Below are 17,448 nucleotides of genomic sequence, written 5' to 3' on the forward strand. Positions count from 1 at the left end.
AATCGGGAAAACTTCGGCGGAGACCCTACGAAAGAAGGAAAAAACTCAGCGGTCCCAGACTCCGGGAACAACAATCACGTCGGCTTCGACCGGATTGTCCAACGTTGGTCCGGTTCCGAAAGCGACGAACGCGACCGCCGCACCCCGAGCGGCCAAATCGCACGCGCCCTCGTGACGCACCTCGGTGCCCGCGCGCAGCAGCGGCCGCACGGCGTCGATCGCCTCCCGCGTCCCGACCACGAACGCGGCGCGCCGGATCTCCGCCTCCGCGCGCGGCGTGCGCTGTTCGGCCGGGCCCGGACCGAGCCCGACGAGCGCGAGCCTGCCCCGCGGCAGCACCCGAGCAGCGGCCACGGTCACGTTGTCCCGCTTGAACTTCTCGGCCGCGAGCTCGATCGGCCCGCCGTGCCCGATGCTCGCCGCGCCCCGCAGCGCGGCCGCCTCCGCCACGCTCGCGGTGCCCATCGAGTTGCGCACCACCGAGCTCGGGTTCGGCACCCCGACCTCGGCGAGCTCCTCGGTCGGGAACGTCAGCAGCTCCGCCGTGTCGCCGTGCCAGAAGCCCCAGTCCTCCACGGCGTCCACGATGCCGGGTTCGTCCGCCTTCGCGTCGGCGGTCGCGAACGCCTTGATGGCCCGCAGGTCCAGTCCGCCCTGTGCGTCCAACTCGGACAGTGCGGCGCCCACGCTCGTGGCCGACGCACCGCGCGTGGAGCCCACGCCGACGACGAGCGTGCGCGGCACGATCCGCAGCACGTTCTCCTTCGCCGCGCCGGCCCGGTCGTCGACGACGATCACCCACGTCGCGTCCTCACCGCCCGGTACGACGTTGGGCGGCAGGGCGGGCAGCGGGAAGTTCAGCGGGTTGCGCAGCATGACCTTCTCCCCCGCCTCGATGGCGGCGGTGCAGGCCGCGACGTCGCCGTCCGCGGTGGCGTCGAGCTGCTCGACCAGCTCGTCGAGCATCGAGTCGACCAGCGGGCCGGTCGTGACGACGGCCGTGCGGTTCAGCACGTCGGCCACGTGGCGGGTGAACACGTCCGCGTCACCGGCGAGCGCGACGACGAAGTGCTCGTCCACGCAGACCACGGCGGGGTCCGACCGCTTGTCCCGCAACAGGGGCGCGACCAGCCGGACCGCGGAGCCCGCGTCCAGGAAGAGCACGACGGCGCCCAGGCGCGGCCAGAGGCTGCGGACGGCGGGCTTGACCGGGCCGTCCGGGACGACGGCGTCGGCGCCGAGGAGGCCCGCCAGGTCGGCGGCGTCGCCGCGGTGGGCCGAGCCGGCGAACACACCGATCACGCGCGCGCTCCTCGCGGACGACCGGCCACGCACGTACCGATCACTTCTTGGTTCCCCACAACACCGTCACCGGCACGGCCGGCGCGAACCCGGAGTCCAGCAGGCGCGAGGCGGTCCACTGCGACCCCTCCACCTCGTACCCCGCCGCCACCAGCGCGTCCCGCGCGGGCACGATCTCGTCCACCCGTTCCGTCGCCACCACGACCCGGCGCGCGGACGCCGCGGCCGACGCCTTCACCGCCGCCAGGTCCCCGCGCCCGACGAACACGGCGTCCGGGCGCGGCAACGAGGGCGCGTCCAGTTCGGACTCCTCGACCCGGACGTCGACGCCGTGCGCGGACGCGTTCGCGATGATCCGCACGCACTGCACGGGATCCGGCTCGACCGCGATCACCGCGGCGCCCAGCCGGGCGCACTCCACGCCGACGGCGCCCGAGCCCGCGAGCACGTCCCACACCAGCACGCCGGGGCGCGGGGCGAGGCGGGCCAGCGCGAACGCGCGCACCTCCGCGCCGAGCACGTGGGTGCGGCTCGCGAAGGCGTCGTCGGGCAGTGCCCAGCCGTCGTTCGACTGCAGGAACTCGTTGTCCGCCAAGCACAACACGGCATCCGGCGAGGTCCAGCGGCGGGTCACGGCGTCGCGCGGGTCGAGGAAGACCAGTTCGCCGGCGTCCTGCACGACCAGCGTGCGGCGCCAGCCGGTGAGCCCTGCGGCGACCTCGGCCGGGCCGATGCCGTCGGCGAGCCGGACGATCACGGCGGAACGGGCGCGGCACACGTTCAGCGCGGGGCGCAGGCCGTCCGCGGCGTCGACGACCTCGACGGGACGGCCCGCTGCCTCGCGCAGCTTCTCGAGCGACATCAGTTGGCGGACCGCTTGGGCTTGCGGACCGGCTTCTTCTTCGGCGCGGACGTCGAGGCGTTGACCGTGGGCGGCTTGGGCTTCTCCGCCGCCACGACCGTGAGCTTCGGCTTGGGCGCGGGCTCGTCAGCGGGCTTGCGCACCGACTGCTGTATCTCCTCGACCGCCGTCCACGCCGGGTTCGGCTCGGCGGGAGCGACGGCGGGCACGGGGGCGGCCGGGATCGGCTCGTCCACGCGCGTGGCGATGCGCGAGGCCGCACGGCGCGACCACTTCGTCGGACGTGCGGCACGCAACGGCTCGTCGACCGACGTCGTCGCCGAGGTCGACACACGGCGCGTGGGCGCCTTCACGGCCGTGCCGACGAGGAACAGCGTCGGGCGGTAGAGCTTGTGCTTCTTCACGACGGACTCGAGCTCGCCGATCGTGGTGTGCACGACCACCTCGTCGGCCTGGCTCACCTTGTACGCGACGACGACCGGCGTGTCCTCGGAGTACCCGCCCTGCAGCAGCTTCTCCACGAACTGCCCGGTGCGCGCGCCCGAGACCGTGGCGGCCATCGTGGTCTGCAGCCCGGCGAACTCGGACACGCGCTCGCTGCTCTCCGGCGAGATCAGCACCGCGGACGACGCCTCGGTCTGGGTGAGCTCGCGGCCGATCTTCGCGGCCGCGGCGGCCACGACGGACACGCCCGGCACGACCTCGACCTCGAGGCCCAGGCGCACGCACAGGTCGTGCTGCTCCTGCACGCCACCCCCGGTCGCGGCGTCGCCGGCGTGCAGCCGGACGACGACCTGGCGGGACGCGGCGGCGCGGCGGTACAGGTCGGTGATCTCCTCCGGCGTGACGCGGGAGAAGTCGACCAGGTCGGCGTCGGCACGGGCGTGCTCGCGGACGCACTCGGCGTCCACCGCGCTGGGGGCCCAGATCACGACGTCGGCTTCCGCGATGCGGCGCGCGCCCCGGACAGTGATGAGGTCGGCGGCACCGGGACCGGCGCCGACGAAGGTGACCCGACCGGTCGTCGTCACGACAGCTCCACAGGGGGTTGGGAGAGAGGCTTAGACGAAGACCGTACCGTCTGCCACTCCTGCCACGAACGGGTGGCAGGCCCGCACGAAACGGGCTATGGCTTCCGGATCACCGGCCGGGTGCGTGTGGAGGTACGACGCGTGCACGCCGCCCACGACGAACCCCTCGGCGACGGGCCGGGAGGTGACCCCGCGCCAGTGCCACGCGGGCGGCGTCGAGTGCGGTGTGGACAGCTGGGTCCGGTGGAACTCGTGGCCGGTCACGCGGCTGCCGGGCGGGTGCAGCGGTGAACTCGTGGACGCCACGGCGTCGCGGTAGCCCAGGGTCAGCTTCGGCGTCATGAACCCGTCGGCGTCGATCACACCGCACATCTCGTGCCCGTCGAGCGACCGCGCGAGGTACAGCAACCCTCCGCACTCGGCGTGCACCGGCGCACCCGATCGAGCGAACCGGGCCACTGCCGCGCGCAACGGCGCGTTGGCCGACAGCGCTTCCGCGTGCTGCTCGGGAAATCCTCCCGGCAGCACGAGCCCCGCGGTGCCCTCCGGCAGTTCCTCGTCGTGCAGCGGGTCGAGCACCGCCACGGCCGCGCCCGCCGCCTCCAGCACCTCGACGTGCTCGGCGTAGCCGAACGTGAAGGCCGCGCCGCCCGCGACCGCGATCACCGGTTCCCCGGCGACGCGGTCGACCTGCGGCTCCCACGCGGCGACCGCCATCGCGGGCACGGACGCCAGCCGGCGGACCGCGTCGAGGTCGACGTGCTTGGCGACCGCGGCGGCGATCGCGTCCACGGCGGCCACGGCCTCCGGACCGTGCTCCGCCGCCGTGACGAGGCCCAGGTGCCGTGAGGGCAGGGAGAACTGCGGATCGCGCGGCAGCACGCCGAGCACGTCGAGGCCGACCTCGTCGCACGCCGAGCGCAGCACCTGCTCGTGCCGTTCGGACCCGACCTGGTTGAGGATCACGCCGCCGAGCCGGACCGTGGGGTCGTAGCCGCGGAACCCGTGCAGCAGCGCGGCGAGCGACCGGCTCTGCCCGCGTGCGTCCACGACGAACAGCACGGGTGCGTTGATCAGCTTCGCGACGTGCGCGGTCGAGCCGATGCCCGCGGTGTCGATGCGGCCGTCGAAGAGCCCCATCACGCCCTCGACCACGGCGAGGTCGCAGCCCTTGGCCCCGTGCGCGAAGAGACCCGGGATGCGGTTCTCGCCGACCATGACCGGGTCGAGGTTGCGGCCCGGCCTGCCGGTCGCGAGCGAGTGGTAGCCGGGGTCGATGTAGTCGGGGCCGACCTTGAACGGCGCGACCCGCGACCCGGCCTGGCGCAGCGCGGCCATCAGGCCGGTCGCGACGGTGGTCTTGCCGCTGCCCGAGGCCGGGGCGGCGACGACGAGCCTGTTCACCACGGCGTGCTCACCACTCGATCCCCCGCTGACCCTTCTGGCCCGCGTCCATCGGGTGCTTGACCTTGGTCATCTCCACCACGAGGTCGGCGGCGTCGACCAGCTTCTGCGGCGCGTACCGGCCGGTGATCACGACGTGCTGGTGGCCGGGGCGGTTCGTGAGCGTCTCGACGACCTCGTCCACGTCGATCCAGCCCCAGTGCAGCGGGTACGTGAACTCGTCGAGCACGTAGAGGCCGTGGCGTTCGGAGCCGATCCGGCGCGCGATCTCCGCCCAGCCCTCGCGCGCGGCCTCGGCGTGGTCGTCCTCGGTGCCCTGCTTGCGGGTCCAGGACCAGCCCTCGCCCATCTTGTGCCACTCGACGGCGCCGCCCTCGCCGGTCTCGTCGTGCAGCCGGCCGAGCGCCTTGAACGCGGACTCCTCGCCCACCTTCCACTTGGCGGACTTCACGAACTGGAACACGCCGATGTCCCAGCCCTGGTTCCAGCCGCGCAGCGCGAGGCCGAACGCCGACGTCGACTTCCCCTTCATCTCACCGGTGTGCAGCATCAGCAGCGGCCGGTTGCGGCGCTGGCGGGTGGTCAGGCCGTCCTTGGGGACCTCGGTGGGTTGTCCTTGAGGCACTTGGGTCTCCTTCCTTGTTGGTCGCTGCTCCGCAGACTCCGGTGAGTTCGCCGGGGAGCTGGTCGTCCGGCCGCCGCTTCGCCGTGATTGGGCTTCGCCGAATCCCGACGAAGGGGCGACCGGACGACCAGCGCGAACTCACGCAGCCCGGACGACGCCGGCGAGGTGGTCGGCGGACAGCTGGTCGAGCCGGACGCACGTGCCCTGCAGCGCGTCGGCGACCTTCTGCGCGAGTCCGAGGCGGACGTGGCCCTGTTCGCAGTCGACGACCACGACGGCGGTCTGCTCCAGCAGTCCCGCGGCCTTCAGCGCGTCCTTGGTCGGGTCGCCGCCCAGGCCGGACGACGTCGCGCGGCCGTCCGTGAGCAGCACGACGAGCGGGCGCTTGCGCGGGTCGCGAAGGCGTTCGATCTCCAGGACCCGGTGGGCCTTCAGCAGTCCGTCGGCGAGCGGGGTGCGGCCGCCGGTGCGCATCTTCTTCAGGCGCGTGGCCGCCGCGTCGACGGACGTCGTCGGAGGCAGCGCGACCTCGGCCTGGGTACCGCGGAACGTGACCACGCCGACCTTGTCGCGGCGCTGGTAGGCGTCGCGCAGCAACGAGATCACCGCGCCGCTGACGGCCGACATCCGCTTCTGCGCGGCCATCGAGCCGGACGCGTCGACGACGAACAGGACGAGGTTCGACTCCTTGCCCTCCCGCACGGCCTTGCGCAGGTCGGCGGCGGTCAGCAGCAGACCGGGACCGCTGCGGCCGCGCGCGGCCTGGTGCGGCGCGGCGGTCGCGAGCGTGTCGACCAGGTGCAGCCCGCTGCCGTCCACAGTGGACGAACGGACGATCCGGCCGATGCGGGCACGGGCCCGGGAACGCTTGCCGGGCGCGCCTTCGCCGACTCCGGGCACCTCCAGCAGCCGCGCCTTGAACGCGGGCGCGGGCTCCGGTGCCGGACGGTCCTGGGGCGCGTTCCCGTTGCCTTTCGGACCGTCCTGCGGCTCGGGCAGCTCACCCCCGCTGGGACCGTCGTCGTCCGGGCCGTCGTCACCGGGGTCCTCGGCGTGCTCGGCCGCCTGCTTCATCGCGTCCTCGAGCTGCTGCTCCTCGATGCCGGGCTCGTCGAACGGGTCACGCCGGCGCCGGTGCGGCAGCGCGAGCCGGACGGCCGTCTCGACGTCGGTCTCCTCGACCTCGGAGGCCCCGCGCCACGCCGCGTGGGCCGTGGCGGCACGGGCGACGACGAGGTCCGCGCGCATGCCGTCGACCTCGAAAGCCGCGCACACGGCGGCGATCCGGCGCAGCTCACCGTCCGGGAGGGACACCCCGGCCAGCCGGGCGCGCGCGTCGGTGATCTGCTGCTTGAGCTCGGCGTCCTGCCCGGCCCACCGCGCGGCGAACGCCACGGGGTCCGCCTCGTAGGCGAGCCGGCGCCGGATGACCTCGGTGCGCACGGCCACGTCCCGCGCCGCCTTCACCGCCACGGTCAGCCCGAACCGGTCGAGCAGCTGCGGCCGCAGCTCGCCCTCCTCCGGGTTCATGGTGCCGACCAGCAGGAACTGCGACGGGTGCGACACCGAGACGCCCTCGCGCTCGACGTGCGCCCGCCCCATCGCGGCGGCGTCAAGCAGCAGGTCGACCAGGTGGTCGTGCAGCAGGTTGACCTCGTCGACGTAGAGCACGCCCCGGTGCGCCGCGGCCAGCAGGCCGGGCTGGAACGCGCGCTTGCCCTCGGTCAGCGCCTTCTCGAGGTCGAGCGACCCGACGAGCCGGTCCTCGGTGGCGCCGACGGGCAGTTCGACGAGCCGGGCCGGCCTGCGCTCGACGCCGTCGTGCGGCGCGTCGGGGCAGTCCGTCGTGCCGGGCACGCAGCCGAACCGGCAGCCCTGCGAGACGTCCAGCTCGGGCAGCAGCGCGGCGAGGGCGCGCACGATCGTCGACTTCGCGGTCCCCTTCTCGCCGCGGACGAGCACACCGCCGATGCCGGGGTGCACCGCGTTCAGCAGCAGGGCGAGCCGGAGGTCGTCGTGTCCGACGACAGCCGAAAAGGGGTACATGCAGCGAAGTCCTTCCTCGGGTGTCCACGCCCGCGGTCAGGTGGAAGAGGGGGACGAGTTCCTGACTCCCGGCACGGGCCGGTCACAGTCGCGGGACGGCGCCGGAGTCTCACCGGCTTCCTCGCACTCCCCTCACAGCCCCGGCATCGTCGCATTTCGCACGGCCGGGTCCAACAGCCAGGTGAGCGACGTCGCTAGATCAGGCCCCGGAACTCGGCCCACGCCTCCCGCACCTCGTCCGCCGTCCACTCCAGCGCGGGCTCCGCCACGGTCACCTCGGTCTTGGCGAGCGGCCCGTCCTGCCAGAACCCGCCGAGGAACGCCCCGCTCAGCTCCTTGAGCCGAGCCGGGTCACCCGGCAGGTGCAGCGCGAACTGGTGGGTGTGCGGCTCGGGCAGATCCATCGCCGCGGTCACGACCTTGGCGTGCTCGACGTACAACCCCAGCCGCGGCAGCACGGTGTCGAGGCCGTGCAACGCCGACAGCGCCGCGGGCCACTGCTGGAACAGCATGCCGCCATACCGGTGCCGCCACACCCGTGCCTGGTCGACGAAGTCCTGGGTGCCGGCCAGCGCCGCGCCCGAGATGCCCTCCAGCGACTTGTAGAACGACACGTAGACCGAGTCGAAGAGGCCCGCGATCTCGGGCAGCGGCTTGCCGAGGCCGTACGTGCTCTCCCACAGCCGCGCGCCGTCGAGGTGCACGACCGCGTCCCGTTCGCGGGCTAGATCGACCCACGACACGAGCTCGTCCCAGGCCGGCAGCACGAACCCGGCCTCGCGGTCGGGCACCTCCAGCAGCAGCGTCCCGTACGGCTCGGGGCAGGATCCGATGTCCGCGTTGCGCACCTTGATCGGGCGCAGGCCGGAGAGCGCGGTCAGCGCGTCGTCCTCGTGGTGCAGCGGGTGGGCCTGCGGGTGCATCGCGACGATCGGGTTGTTCGTGCGGTCCGCCCAGCACTTCAAAGCGATCTGCTGCGCCATGGTGCCGGTCGGCACGAACAACGCGGCCTCGGTGCCGAGCAGCTGCGCGACCCGCGTCTCCAGCGCGCCCACCGGGCCGCCGTCGCCGTAGCGGTCGGGGTCGACGTCCGGCACGGGGCCGAGCGTCTCCAGCAGCGTCTTCTTGCGGACTCCCGAGAGCTGTCGGTTCAACACTCCCGCATCCAACCTCAGGTCAGCGGCTGACGGCCACCGACTTCGGCGCGCGGAACGACAGCAGGTTCAGCCACTCCGGGTCCGGACCGACCAGGTGCAGCGACGGTTCCTCCGAGGCGACGGTGCGCAACGTCACGGCCGCCTCCAGCCGGGCCAGACCGGCGCCGAGGCAGAAGTGGCGGCCGTACCCGAACGCGAGGTGGCGCGGATCGGTCTCCTTGCCGCTCAACAACAACACGAGCTCCGCGCCGGCCGGCACGCGCACGCCCGACAGCACGACCTCACGCGCGGTCAGCCGCCGCCACGTCACCACGGGCGTGTCGGTCCGCAGCACGTCCTCGACGAACGACTCGGCCACGCCGGGCTCGGGCAGCCGCGCCCACAACGAGCGGTCCTGCAACGCGCGGCGCAACGCCGTGGACAGCAGCTGGGTCGTCGTCTCCTGGCCCGCGATCAGCAGGAAGTAGCAGAGGCCCGCGGAGTCCTCGGCGGACACGCCGGCGTCGGCCAGCGCGCAGAACAGCTCGCCGTCGCGGGCGTGGTAGCGCTTGATCAACCACTGGTGGAAGTCGCCGACGTCGTCGACGAGCTCCAGCTGCCGTTCCCGCGACAGGTCGCCCCAGAAGAACTCCAGCGAGCCGGCGCTCCACCGCTTCAACGTCGGGATGTCGACGTTCTCCAGCCCGAGCAGTTCCACCAGGACGATCGCCGGCAGGTCCCACGCCAGGTCCCGCACGAGATCCGTGCCACCCAGCCGTTCCGAAACCAGCGACCGGATGCGAGGCTCCGCAGCGGCGACGCGGGCGGGCGTGAAGAACGACGCGACGAGCCGCCGCAGGCCGGCGTGCGACGAGGACCCGTTGTTCGCGAGCGTCGGCGGCAGCGAGAAGCGGGCGCGCACCAGCGACCGCAGCGCGGCCGGCGCGACCGGGGTCACGGCGGTCAACGCGTTGTCGGGCAGGTAGGTGACCGGATCGGCCAGCACGGCGCGCACGTCGTCGTGGTCGGACACCACCCACCGGCCGCCGGCGAACTGCACCGGCGAGGTGAGTTCGGCGCGCGTGAAGGTGAACAGGTCCACGAGCGGCACGCTAGCGGGCGGATGGGAGACTCGGTCGGTGACCGTGAGCACAACTGAGGCGATGTCCAGCGGCGGTGAGTCGACGCTCGACTGGATCGACACCCGTTCCGAGGCGCGGGCCAAGGCCGGTCTGACCCGGCGGGTGCGGCCGCGCACGGCGGACTCGACGGACCTCGACCTCGCGAGCAACGACTACCTCGGGCTCGCCAAGGACAAGCGCGTCGCGGGTGCCGCAGCCGCCGCCACGCTCAAGTGGGGCGCGGGCTCCACGGGCTCACGCCTGGTCACGGGCTCGACGGAGCTGCACGCCGAGCTGGAGTTCGAGCTCGCGAACTTCTGCGGCTCGCAGTCGGCGCTGGTCTTCAGCAGCGGCTACATGGCGAACCTCGGCGCGGTCACGGCGCTGTCCGGTCCCGGCACGGCGATCGTCGCCGACCAGCACATCCACGCGTCGCTGATCGACGGCACGCGCCTGTCGAAGGCCGACGTCGTCGTCGCGGACCACTGCGACGTCGGCAAGGTCAAGCACGCGCTGGAGACCCGCGGCAAGCGCCGCGCGATCGTCGTCACGGACTCGGTGTTCAGCGTGGACGGCGACATCGCCCCGCTGAACGAGCTGCACGAGGTCTGCCGCGCGACCAGCGCCGCGCTGGTGGTCGACGACGCGCACGGACTGGGTGTCGTCGGACCCGGTGGCCGCGGCGCGGTCGCGGAGGCGGGCCTCATCAAGCAGCCGGATGTGATCACCACGCTGACGCTGAGCAAGTCGCTCGGCGCGATGGGCGGTGCCGTCCTCGGCCCGAGCCGGGTGATCAAGCACCTGATCGACACCGCGCGGCCGTTCATCTTCGACACCGGCCTCGCCCCGAGCAGCGCGGCGGCGGCGCTGACGGCCATCAAGATCCTGCGCGAGGAGCCGGACCGCCCCGAGCGCGCGCTGACCGTGGCGCACGACCTGAGCAACCGCCTCAAGGAGGCCGGGTTCCAGGTCAGCACGCCGACCGCGGCCGTCGTGAGCGTGCGGGCACCCAGCCCGGAGCAGGCGTTCCAGTGGGCCGAGACCTGCCGCACGAGCGGTGTGGTCGTCGGCTGCTTCCGGCCGCCGTCGGTGCCGGACCAGATCAGCAGGCTGCGGCTCACCGCGCGCGCCGATCTGACCGAGGCCGACATCGAGCGCGCGGTGCGCGTGATCAGGGAGAGCGCCGCATCCGCAGGTGTGGGATCCCGTCCTCGATGAACTCCGCCCCTTCGGCCACGAAGCCGAAGGACGCGTAGAAGTCGGTGACGTACGTCTGCGCGTCGAGCACGCACGGCTTGTTGCCCACGTCCACCAGCACGGCCTGCATGAGCCTGCGGCTGTACCCGCGGCCGCGGGCCATGCGCGCGGTGGCGACCCGGCCGACGCGGAACGTGCCGTCGGGTTCCTCCAGCAGCCGCAGGTACGCGAGCGGCTCGTGCGTCCCCTCGGCCTCCAGCCAGAAGTGCCGTGTGCCCTGTTCCAGATCACGGCCGTCCACGTCCGCGTAGACGCAGTTCTGCTCCACGACGAAGACGTCCTGCCTCAGCCGGAGGATCGCGTAGAGCTGGACGGGGCTCAGATCGAGCCCCCACTGCCGGCGCAGCGTGGCCGGGAACTGTGTGGTTCGCACCTGGTCGTGGATATCAGAAGCCCAGCGTCTGCCGGTAGTTCGCGAGCCGGGTGTAGACGCCCGGTTCATCGGGCCGGGCGCAGCCGCGACCGAACGAGACGACGCCCGCGAGCCTGCCGCGCACGACGAGCGGACCGCCCGAGTCGCCCGTGCAGGCGTCCCGGCCACCGCGGCCGGCGCACAGCATCGCGCCCGGCCGGTAGTCCGGCTCCTTCAGCGCGCACTCGGTGTCGGACAGGATCGGCACGGTGACCTTGCGCAGCGACATCGCGGGCGGGGTGTTCTCGGCGGTGCGGCCCCAGCCCAGCACCACGCCGTCGTCGCCGACCTCGCCGAGCTGGATCGTCCGGTACGGCAGCCGCTGGGCCAGGGTCAGCACCGCCACGTCGTCGCCCTTGGTGACCTCGACGTAGTCCGGGTGACGCCACACGCTCGCGACGGCCGAGTCCACGCCCTCGCCCTTGTTCCGCAGGTCCGTGCGGCCCGCGACCACGCGCAGTTGCTCAGCCGGGCGCTGGTTCTTGCCGAGCACTCCCTTGAGCGTCACGCAGTGCGCGGCGGTCATGACCTTGTCCGGGGCGACGAGCGCGCCACCGCAGATCAGCTGACCGTCCGTGGTGGTGATCGCCACAACCCACGGGGTGTCCGCCACCCGCGCGGGTGTCCCCCCGACGATCGCATCGGCGGACGTCGAGCCGCTGACCAGGGCGATCACCGCCACCAGCACGGCAAACCGCTTACCCCTCACGGACCACTCCTCGTTGCGCCAGGTGGACGATCGGTCACCAACCGTAGCGATCGCGCTAGGACGGCGTCAAAAACGAAGATTCTCGTGCTAACGTCCCATAAGGCCGAAGATTTTACGGTCAGTGAGGTAGATCACGGGGGTATGTACGGTGTTGTTCGACTTCGGCCAGGTTCCGGCCTTCCTCATCGCGTGCGCGGTCGTCATCGCGACCCCCGGCGTGGACGCGTTCCTGCTCCTGCGCACGTCACTGCGCTCCGGCACCCGCGCGGGACTGCTCGCACTGGGCGGCATCCACACGGCCGCGGCGGTCCAGGTCGCCCTGGTGATCTCGGGCCTCGGCGTGGTGCTCGCGCGGTACCCGATGGTGCTCACGGCGTTGCGCTGGATCGGTGCCGGCTACCTGCTCTACCTGGCGATTTCCATCACGCGCGGGCTGCTGAAGCGCACCGGCGACCAGCCGGAGGAGGTCATGAGCGCGCGGCCGTTCCGGCAGGGCTTCCTGACCAACATCACGAACCCGAAGATGATCCTGTTCTCGCTGGCGTTCCTGCCGCAGTTCATCGGATCGGGTGAACCGGCCCCGCAGCTCGCCCTGCTCGCGGTCGTGTTCCTCGGGCTCGCGGCGATCTGGGAGCTGATGATCGTGCTCGCGGCGTCGCGGGTGGCGGGCCGGCTCAAGCGGCCCGGCGTGACGACCGCGCTCGACGCGGTCTGCGCGGCCGTCTTCCTCACCATGTCGGTCGGCCTCGTGCTCTGACCCTCCGCCTGGCCCTGATCATTCGCGTCCAACGGATCTACGATCGAGGTCGTGGCGGATCGGCTGCAGTCCCTGCGCGACGCTTTGACCGCACGTCCCGGCGAGGCGGTGCCGTTCGACGAACTGGCCGCACTGGTCTGGCCGGACGACCCGCCGAAGCACCCGCGCGCGGCGTTGCGGACGCTGGTCAGCCGATTGCGCGCGACCGAGCAGGTGATCACGGAGCCGGCCGGGTACCGGCTCGCGCCCCGGCCGCCCGCGCCGTGCCAGCTGCCCGCGGACCTGCCGGACTTCGTGGGCAGGCGCGCGGAGATCGCGCGGCTGGAGCGGCTCGACGCGCCGGTGCGGGCGATCACCGGACTGCCCGGCGTCGGCAAGACCGCGCTCGCCGTGCGGGAGGCGCACCGGCTGCGGGAGGACTTCCCCGACGGCCAGCTGTACGTGAACCTGCGCGGCCACTCCACCGGTCCGCCGATGACGGTCGAGCAGGCGCTGACCCGGTTCGTGAAGGCGCTCGGCGGCGGGCCGGACGACGACTACCGCGCGCTGCTGCAGCACCGGCGGGTGCTGGTGGTGCTCGACAACGCGACGCCCGACGTGGTCGGCCCGCTGCTGCCGGACGCGCCGGGCTGCGTCGCGCTGGTCACCGCCCGGCACGACCTGCCGGAGTTCGAGCAGGTCAGGCTGGGCGTGCTGAGCGAGCACGAGGCCCGCGAGCTGCTCAAGGGCATGCGGGTCGAGGGCGACACGGAAGAGCTGGTCGAGCTCTGCGGCCGGCTGCCGCTCGCGTTGCGGATCGCCGGCGCGAACCTCGCGGGCCGCCACCTGCCGGACTACGTGGCCGAACTGCGGGCGCACCGGCTCGAGGCGCTGGAGATCGAGGAGGACGACACGGCCGTGCAGGCCACGTTCGACCTCTCCTACCGGAAGCTCTCGCCGCGGGCCCGCCGCACGTTCGACTTCCTCGGCGCCGTGCCCGGCCCGGACGTCCCACGCGAGCTCGCCGGACCGGACGCGGACGAACTGGCCGCCGCGAACCTGGTGCAGCGCGACGACGACCGGTTCCAGCTGCACGACCTCCTGCGCCTCTACGCCGACCAGCGGGCCACCGAGCAGGATCGGCGGCGGGTGTTCGACTGGTACCTCGCGAGGGCCGACGGCGCCGAAGCCGCGCTGCAGGTCGGTTTCACCCGGCTGCTGCCGTCCACTTCGGACGCGGTCGCGTTCGGCGACCGCGACGAGGCGATGGCCTGGTTCGAGGCGGAACGGCCGAACCTCGTCGCGCTCGCGCAGGCCCGTCCCGACGCCGGACTCGTGGTCGCGCTCCGGCCGTACCTGCTGGTCACCGGCCAGTACGCCGACCTGCGCACGATCGCGCAGGCGGCACTGGACGCAGGCGAGACCGGGCAACGCGCGGCGGCGGCACGGGTGTGCCTCGCCTACCTCGACTGGCGGTTCGGCGAGCACCGGACGGCCGTCGAGCACAGCGAACGGGCCATCGCGGAGTTCCGGGCCGCCGGGGCGCAGGGCCCGGAGGCGTCCGCCCGCAACATCCTCGCCGGGATCTACCACGACCTCGGGGAGCTCGGCCGTGCCGGCGAACACCTGGCGGCGGCGATCGACCTCTACGCCCGCAACGACATGCGGCCGCAGCTGATCGGCGGCCTCGGCAACCTCGGCCTGGTCGAGCTGGAGCTCGGCAGGCTCGCGTCCGCCGAGGAGTCGTTGCGCCGCTCCGTCGCGCTGGCCAGGGAGACCGACGACTGGCAGCACCTCGCCAACGGCCTCAACAACCTCGGCGTGGTGCTCGCGGCCCGACGTGCGCACGCCGACGCCGAGGCGGTGTTCGCCGAGGCGCTCGACCTGGCCCGGCGGCACGGGCTGCGGCCGATCGAGATGTCCGCGCGGGTCGAGTACGCCGAACTGCTCATCGCCGCCGGACGGCCGGAGGAGGCCAGGGACCAGGCCGGCCAGGCGCTGGAGCTCGCGGGCGAGGACGACCTGTTCATCGAGGTCGACGCCTGCCTCGTGCTCGCGGAGGTGAACCGGTCGGTCGCCGGGTTCGACGAGGTGCTGCGGCGCGCGACCGAGGCGGGGTTCCGGATCATCGAGGTGCGCGCGCTCGCGGGCAAGGCCGCGTTGACCGGGGAGAAGGCGCTGTACGACAGGGCGGTCGAACGGGCGGAGAGCGCGGGGCTGCGCTACCGGGCGGACCTGGTCCGGGAGCTCAGCTCAGGTAAGTCGTGACGCGGGTGTAGACGCCGGGTGTGTTCGGCCGGGCGCAGCCGACACCCCACGACACGAGGCCCGCCAACCGTCCGCCGAGGACGAACGGACCGCCGGAGTCGTCGACGCAGGCGTCGATGCCGCCGCTGGGATAGCCCGCGCAGAACATGGCCTCGGCGTCGAACTGGTCGTACCGCGCGGCGCACTGCTCGTCCGGCACGACCGGGATGGAGGCCTTGTGCAGCAACGGACTCTTGGTCGTGGCGGCCTCGGCCTGCTGCCCCCAGCCGTACACGACACCGACTCCGGCCAGGTTCGTTCCGGGTACCGCGACCGGCAGCGGCGGGTGGGGCACCGGCTCGGCGAGCGTCAGCCAGGCGATGTCCTTGCCGCGCGACGGACCGGTGTAGCCGTCGGCCACCCGCAGCGCCGTGACCACCGAGGTCGTCCCGCCGTCCGTGCGCAGGTCGAGCCGGCCGCCGACGACGCTGATCGACTCCGGCGCGCGGTCCCGCACGCAGTGCGCCGCCGTGACCACCCGCGTCGCCGAGAGCAGCACCCCGCCGCAGAACTGGTGGCCCGACGCCATCGTCAGGGCCACCACCCACGGCGCCTCGGCCGGGTCGTCCACCACGACGCCGCCGACGATCCTGGGAGCGCCGTGAGCCGGGTTCACCGCGCTCACGAGCAGGACCAGCACCGCCGCCAGCAGTCGCATGACCCCACTGAACTCAGGCGGACGCGGGGTCGACAACCCCCGGCGGTGAAGCATCCACGACCGAGTGAAGATCCTTGGCGTAGCGGGAGATCCGGACGTACACGCCCGGCTTGCCCTTGCGCGCGCAGCCCTCGCCCCACGACGTGACGCCGACGAGCTTGCCGTCCACCACGATCGGGCCGCCCGAGTCGCCCTGGCAGGTGTCGACCTTGCCGCCCTCGAAGCCCGCGCAGAACATGTCGGCCCGCACGAACTGCGGGTAGGTGTCGACGCAGAACGCGTCGGGCAGCACCGGCACGGTGGCCTGCAGGAGGTAGCGGGAGGTCTTGCCGTTCTCGGACGTGCGGCCCCAGCCGAGCGCGCGCAGCTGCGTGCCGGGTTCGTAGAGCGCCCGGTCGGACGGCTCGGCGAACGGCAGCGGCTCGTACGGCAGGTCCTTGCGCAACGTCAGGACGGCGACGTCCTCGCCCTGGTCGGCCGAGACGTACTGCCGGTGGACCCAGATGTCGGTGACGGTGGCGACGACCCCGGACTCGCGGTCGAGCTTGTCCTCCCGGCCGGCGACGACCTGCAGGTCCTTCGGTGACCGGCCGACCGCGCAGTGGGCGGCCGTCAGCACCTTCGCGGGCGCGACGATCGTGCCGCCGCAGAACTGGGTGCCGCGGTCGTCGACCAGGTAGACGACCCACGGGTTGGCCTTGATGGACGCCCGCTCGCCGCCGACGACCTGCACGTCGGCGGCGGCGGTGCCCGTGGACACGAGCAGCGCGGAGAGAACCAGCACCAGGAGTCGTCTCATGACTCCAGATGGTAGCTACTCCGCTGGGCCGTTCGGAGCAACCTTGCTCCAGAGCTTCCCGGCCGCGCCCATGACCGTCTCGCCGATGTCGTTGATCGTCTTGATCAACGGGTCGGCGGAGTTGTTCATGGACTCCTTGTAGGACCGGGCGGCACCCTTGATGTCGTCGGTCAGGTTGCTCGAGGGCCGGTCGTCCTCGCGGCGCGCGTACGTGCCGGTCAGGATCTCGCGGTACTCCTCGCTCGCCGACCAGCGCTGCAGCTCGGCGGCCCGCACCACGACCAGCGGATGCGTGCGGTGCTCGGTGTGCAGGAGCTTGAGGAGGCTGTCGCGGATGTCCTCGACCTCCTCGTACTCCTTGGCCTGGGCGAGGAACGACGCGACGTCGACCTGTCCGCCCAGGTCACCGGCCATCGCGAGGTGCGTGCGCAGCGCGGCCTGCGGGTCCTGGCAGGCGAGCAGGCCCGCCCGGTCGCAGGACAGCTCGGTCTTGCGCTGCCACTCGCGCAGCGCCGCGATGACCGCACGCATCGCGATGGCGCCCGCGGGCACCCACGCGAACGAGGTGGTGAGGTCGATGAGCCGGCGCAGCAGCGTGTTGTACAGCGCGTGGCCCGACATCGCGTGGCCCATCTCGTGACCGATCAGGAAGCGCAGCGACTCGTTGTCGAGCAGGTCGACCGCGCCGGTGCTGATCACGATGAACGGCTTGTCGATGCCGTAGGTGAAGCCGTAGACCTGCGCGTTGCGCTCGACGAAGAGCTCGGGCACCTCGGCGAGGTCGAACGTCGCCGCCACCTCGTTGCGGATGCGGTCGAGCTGCGGGTACTGCTTCGGACCCACCCGGATCGAGGACGCGACCTGCAGCAGGCGCTCTCCGCGTTCGGTGAAGGCCCCGGCGACCGCCTTGAGGATCGGCGCCACGGCGGGCACCGCCCTCAGCACCGCGAGGGCGCCTCGGTCGGCAGGATGTTCGTAGGCGCGCGGGCTGATGCCCGGGAACCGCACCCTGGATGACTGTTCGACTTCCCCCGTCATGTCCC

At 72.6% G+C, this 17,448-nt stretch carries 16 protein-coding genes and 1 riboswitch; of the genes, 3 read left to right on the forward strand and 13 right to left on the reverse strand.

Going from position 1 to position 17,448, the window contains the following annotated elements; all coding sequences use genetic code 11:
- Positions 1 to 45: 45 nt before the first annotated feature.
- The 8 genes from ABZX02_RS41895 to ABZX02_RS41930 all read right to left on the reverse strand — a co-directional run bounded on the left by ABZX02_RS41895 (position 46) and on the right by ABZX02_RS41930 (position 9,508).
- The gene (locus ABZX02_RS41895; protein ID WP_355307342.1) at positions 46 to 1,302 is read right to left on the reverse strand and encodes a cobalamin biosynthesis protein; all 1,257 of its coding nucleotides are present in this window, start codon (positions 1,300 to 1,302) and stop codon (positions 46 to 48) included.
- Between the two features lie 40 nt (positions 1,303 to 1,342).
- Complete coding sequence (locus ABZX02_RS41900) at positions 1,343 to 2,164, reverse strand: hypothetical protein (RefSeq protein ID WP_355307344.1); 822 nt, start codon at positions 2,162 to 2,164, stop codon at positions 1,343 to 1,345.
- The gene (locus tag ABZX02_RS41905) at positions 2,164 to 3,195 is read right to left on the reverse strand and encodes a cobalt-precorrin-4/precorrin-4 C(11)-methyltransferase (protein ID WP_355307345.1); all 1,032 of its coding nucleotides are present in this window, start codon (positions 3,193 to 3,195) and stop codon (positions 2,164 to 2,166) included. The genes ABZX02_RS41900 and ABZX02_RS41905 overlap by 1 nt, the downstream gene beginning before the upstream one ends.
- A 30-nt stretch (positions 3,196 to 3,225) precedes the next feature.
- Complete coding sequence (locus ABZX02_RS41910; protein WP_355307395.1) at positions 3,226 to 4,599, reverse strand: cobyrinate a,c-diamide synthase; 1,374 nt, start codon at positions 4,597 to 4,599, stop codon at positions 3,226 to 3,228.
- A gap of 10 nt (positions 4,600 to 4,609) precedes the next feature.
- Entirely contained in the window at positions 4,610 to 5,224 is a 615-nt protein-coding gene (gene cobO, locus ABZX02_RS41915) for a cob(I)yrinic acid a,c-diamide adenosyltransferase (RefSeq protein WP_355307347.1), read from the reverse strand.
- Between the two features lie 138 nt (positions 5,225 to 5,362).
- Positions 5,363 to 7,270 (reverse strand): putative cobaltochelatase, encoded by a 1,908-nt coding sequence (locus ABZX02_RS41920; protein WP_355307348.1) that lies wholly within the window; start codon positions 7,268 to 7,270, stop codon positions 5,363 to 5,365.
- Positions 7,271 to 7,304: 34 nt separating this feature from the next.
- Positions 7,305 to 7,436: riboswitch (cobalamin riboswitch) on the reverse strand.
- Positions 7,437 to 7,464: 28 nt separating this feature from the next.
- Positions 7,465 to 8,427, reverse strand: a complete 963-nt coding sequence (locus tag ABZX02_RS41925; RefSeq protein ID WP_355307350.1) for a beta-eliminating lyase-related protein — start codon at positions 8,425 to 8,427, stop codon at positions 7,465 to 7,467.
- A gap of 19 nt (positions 8,428 to 8,446) precedes the next feature.
- On the reverse strand, positions 8,447 to 9,508 hold the full coding sequence (locus ABZX02_RS41930; protein WP_355307351.1) for a hypothetical protein: 1,062 nt from the start codon (positions 9,506 to 9,508) through the stop codon (positions 8,447 to 8,449).
- Positions 9,509 to 9,569: 61 nt separating this feature from the next.
- On the opposite strand from ABZX02_RS41930, the gene ABZX02_RS41935 reads away from it, so the two are divergent.
- A complete protein-coding gene (locus ABZX02_RS41935; protein WP_355307396.1) occupies positions 9,570 to 10,745 on the forward strand; it encodes an 8-amino-7-oxononanoate synthase in 1,176 nt (391 codons plus the stop codon).
- Here the strand turns inward: ABZX02_RS41935 and ABZX02_RS41940 are convergent.
- Together ABZX02_RS41940 and ABZX02_RS41945 are read right to left on the reverse strand one after the other, a co-directional pair.
- The gene (locus ABZX02_RS41940) at positions 10,699 to 11,157 is read right to left on the reverse strand and encodes a GNAT family N-acetyltransferase (RefSeq protein ID WP_355307352.1); all 459 of its coding nucleotides are present in this window, start codon (positions 11,155 to 11,157) and stop codon (positions 10,699 to 10,701) included. The two genes, ABZX02_RS41935 and ABZX02_RS41940, sit on opposite strands and share 47 nt — an antisense overlap.
- Positions 11,158 to 11,170: 13 nt before the next feature.
- Positions 11,171 to 11,905 carry a serine protease gene (locus ABZX02_RS41945; RefSeq protein ID WP_355307354.1) on the reverse strand — a complete coding sequence of 245 codons (735 nt, stop codon included), beginning with the start codon at positions 11,903 to 11,905 and terminating at the stop codon, positions 11,171 to 11,173.
- Positions 11,906 to 12,053: 148 nt separating this feature from the next.
- Between ABZX02_RS41945 and ABZX02_RS41950 the strand changes: the two genes are divergently transcribed.
- A complete protein-coding gene (locus tag ABZX02_RS41950) occupies positions 12,054 to 12,662 on the forward strand; it encodes a LysE family translocator (protein WP_355307355.1) in 609 nt (202 codons plus the stop codon).
- 51 nt (positions 12,663 to 12,713) lie between these two features.
- Positions 12,714 to 14,909 (forward strand): tetratricopeptide repeat protein, encoded by a 2,196-nt coding sequence (locus ABZX02_RS41955; RefSeq protein WP_355307357.1) that lies wholly within the window; start codon positions 12,714 to 12,716, stop codon positions 14,907 to 14,909.
- Here the strand turns inward: ABZX02_RS41955 and ABZX02_RS41960 are convergent.
- Genes ABZX02_RS41960 through ABZX02_RS41970 form a run of 3 tightly spaced genes read right to left on the reverse strand, consistent with a single transcriptional unit; the run spans position 14,890 to position 17,443 of the window.
- Entirely contained in the window at positions 14,890 to 15,606 is a 717-nt protein-coding gene (locus ABZX02_RS41960; RefSeq protein WP_355307359.1) for a serine protease, read from the reverse strand. The genes ABZX02_RS41955 and ABZX02_RS41960 overlap by 20 nt on opposite strands.
- Before the next feature lie 13 nt (positions 15,607 to 15,619).
- On the reverse strand, positions 15,620 to 16,405 hold the full coding sequence (locus ABZX02_RS41965) for a serine protease (RefSeq protein ID WP_355307361.1): 786 nt from the start codon (positions 16,403 to 16,405) through the stop codon (positions 15,620 to 15,622).
- Between the two features lie 15 nt (positions 16,406 to 16,420).
- Entirely contained in the window at positions 16,421 to 17,443 is a 1,023-nt protein-coding gene (locus ABZX02_RS41970; RefSeq protein WP_355307362.1) for a M48 family metallopeptidase, read from the reverse strand.
- Positions 17,444 to 17,448 lie beyond the last annotated feature (5 nt).

The sequence above is a fragment of the Lentzea sp. NPDC003310 genome (assembly GCF_040610935.1).
Classification (GTDB): domain Bacteria; phylum Actinomycetota; class Actinomycetes; order Mycobacteriales; family Pseudonocardiaceae; genus Lentzea.

What these genes read in the sequence shown, in the direction of transcription:
- ABZX02_RS41900 (WP_355307344.1), bottom strand. Translation starts at nt 2,164, where the DNA reads ATGTCGCTCGAGAAGCTGCGCGAGGCAGCGGGCCGTCCCGTCGAGGTC.
- ABZX02_RS41920 (WP_355307348.1), bottom strand. Translation starts at nt 7,270, where the DNA reads ATGTACCCCTTTTCGGCTGTCGTCGGACACGACGACCTCCGGCTCGCC.
- ABZX02_RS41970 (WP_355307362.1), bottom strand. Translation starts at nt 17,443, where the DNA reads ATGACGGGGGAAGTCGAACAGTCATCCAGGGTGCGGTTCCCGGGCATC.
- ABZX02_RS41965 (WP_355307361.1), bottom strand. Translation starts at nt 16,405, where the DNA reads ATGAGACGACTCCTGGTGCTGGTTCTCTCCGCGCTGCTCGTGTCCACG.
- ABZX02_RS41935 (WP_355307396.1), top strand. Translation starts at nt 9,570, where the DNA reads ATGTCCAGCGGCGGTGAGTCGACGCTCGACTGGATCGACACCCGTTCC.
- ABZX02_RS41960 (WP_355307359.1), bottom strand. Translation starts at nt 15,606, where the DNA reads ATGCGACTGCTGGCGGCGGTGCTGGTCCTGCTCGTGAGCGCGGTGAAC.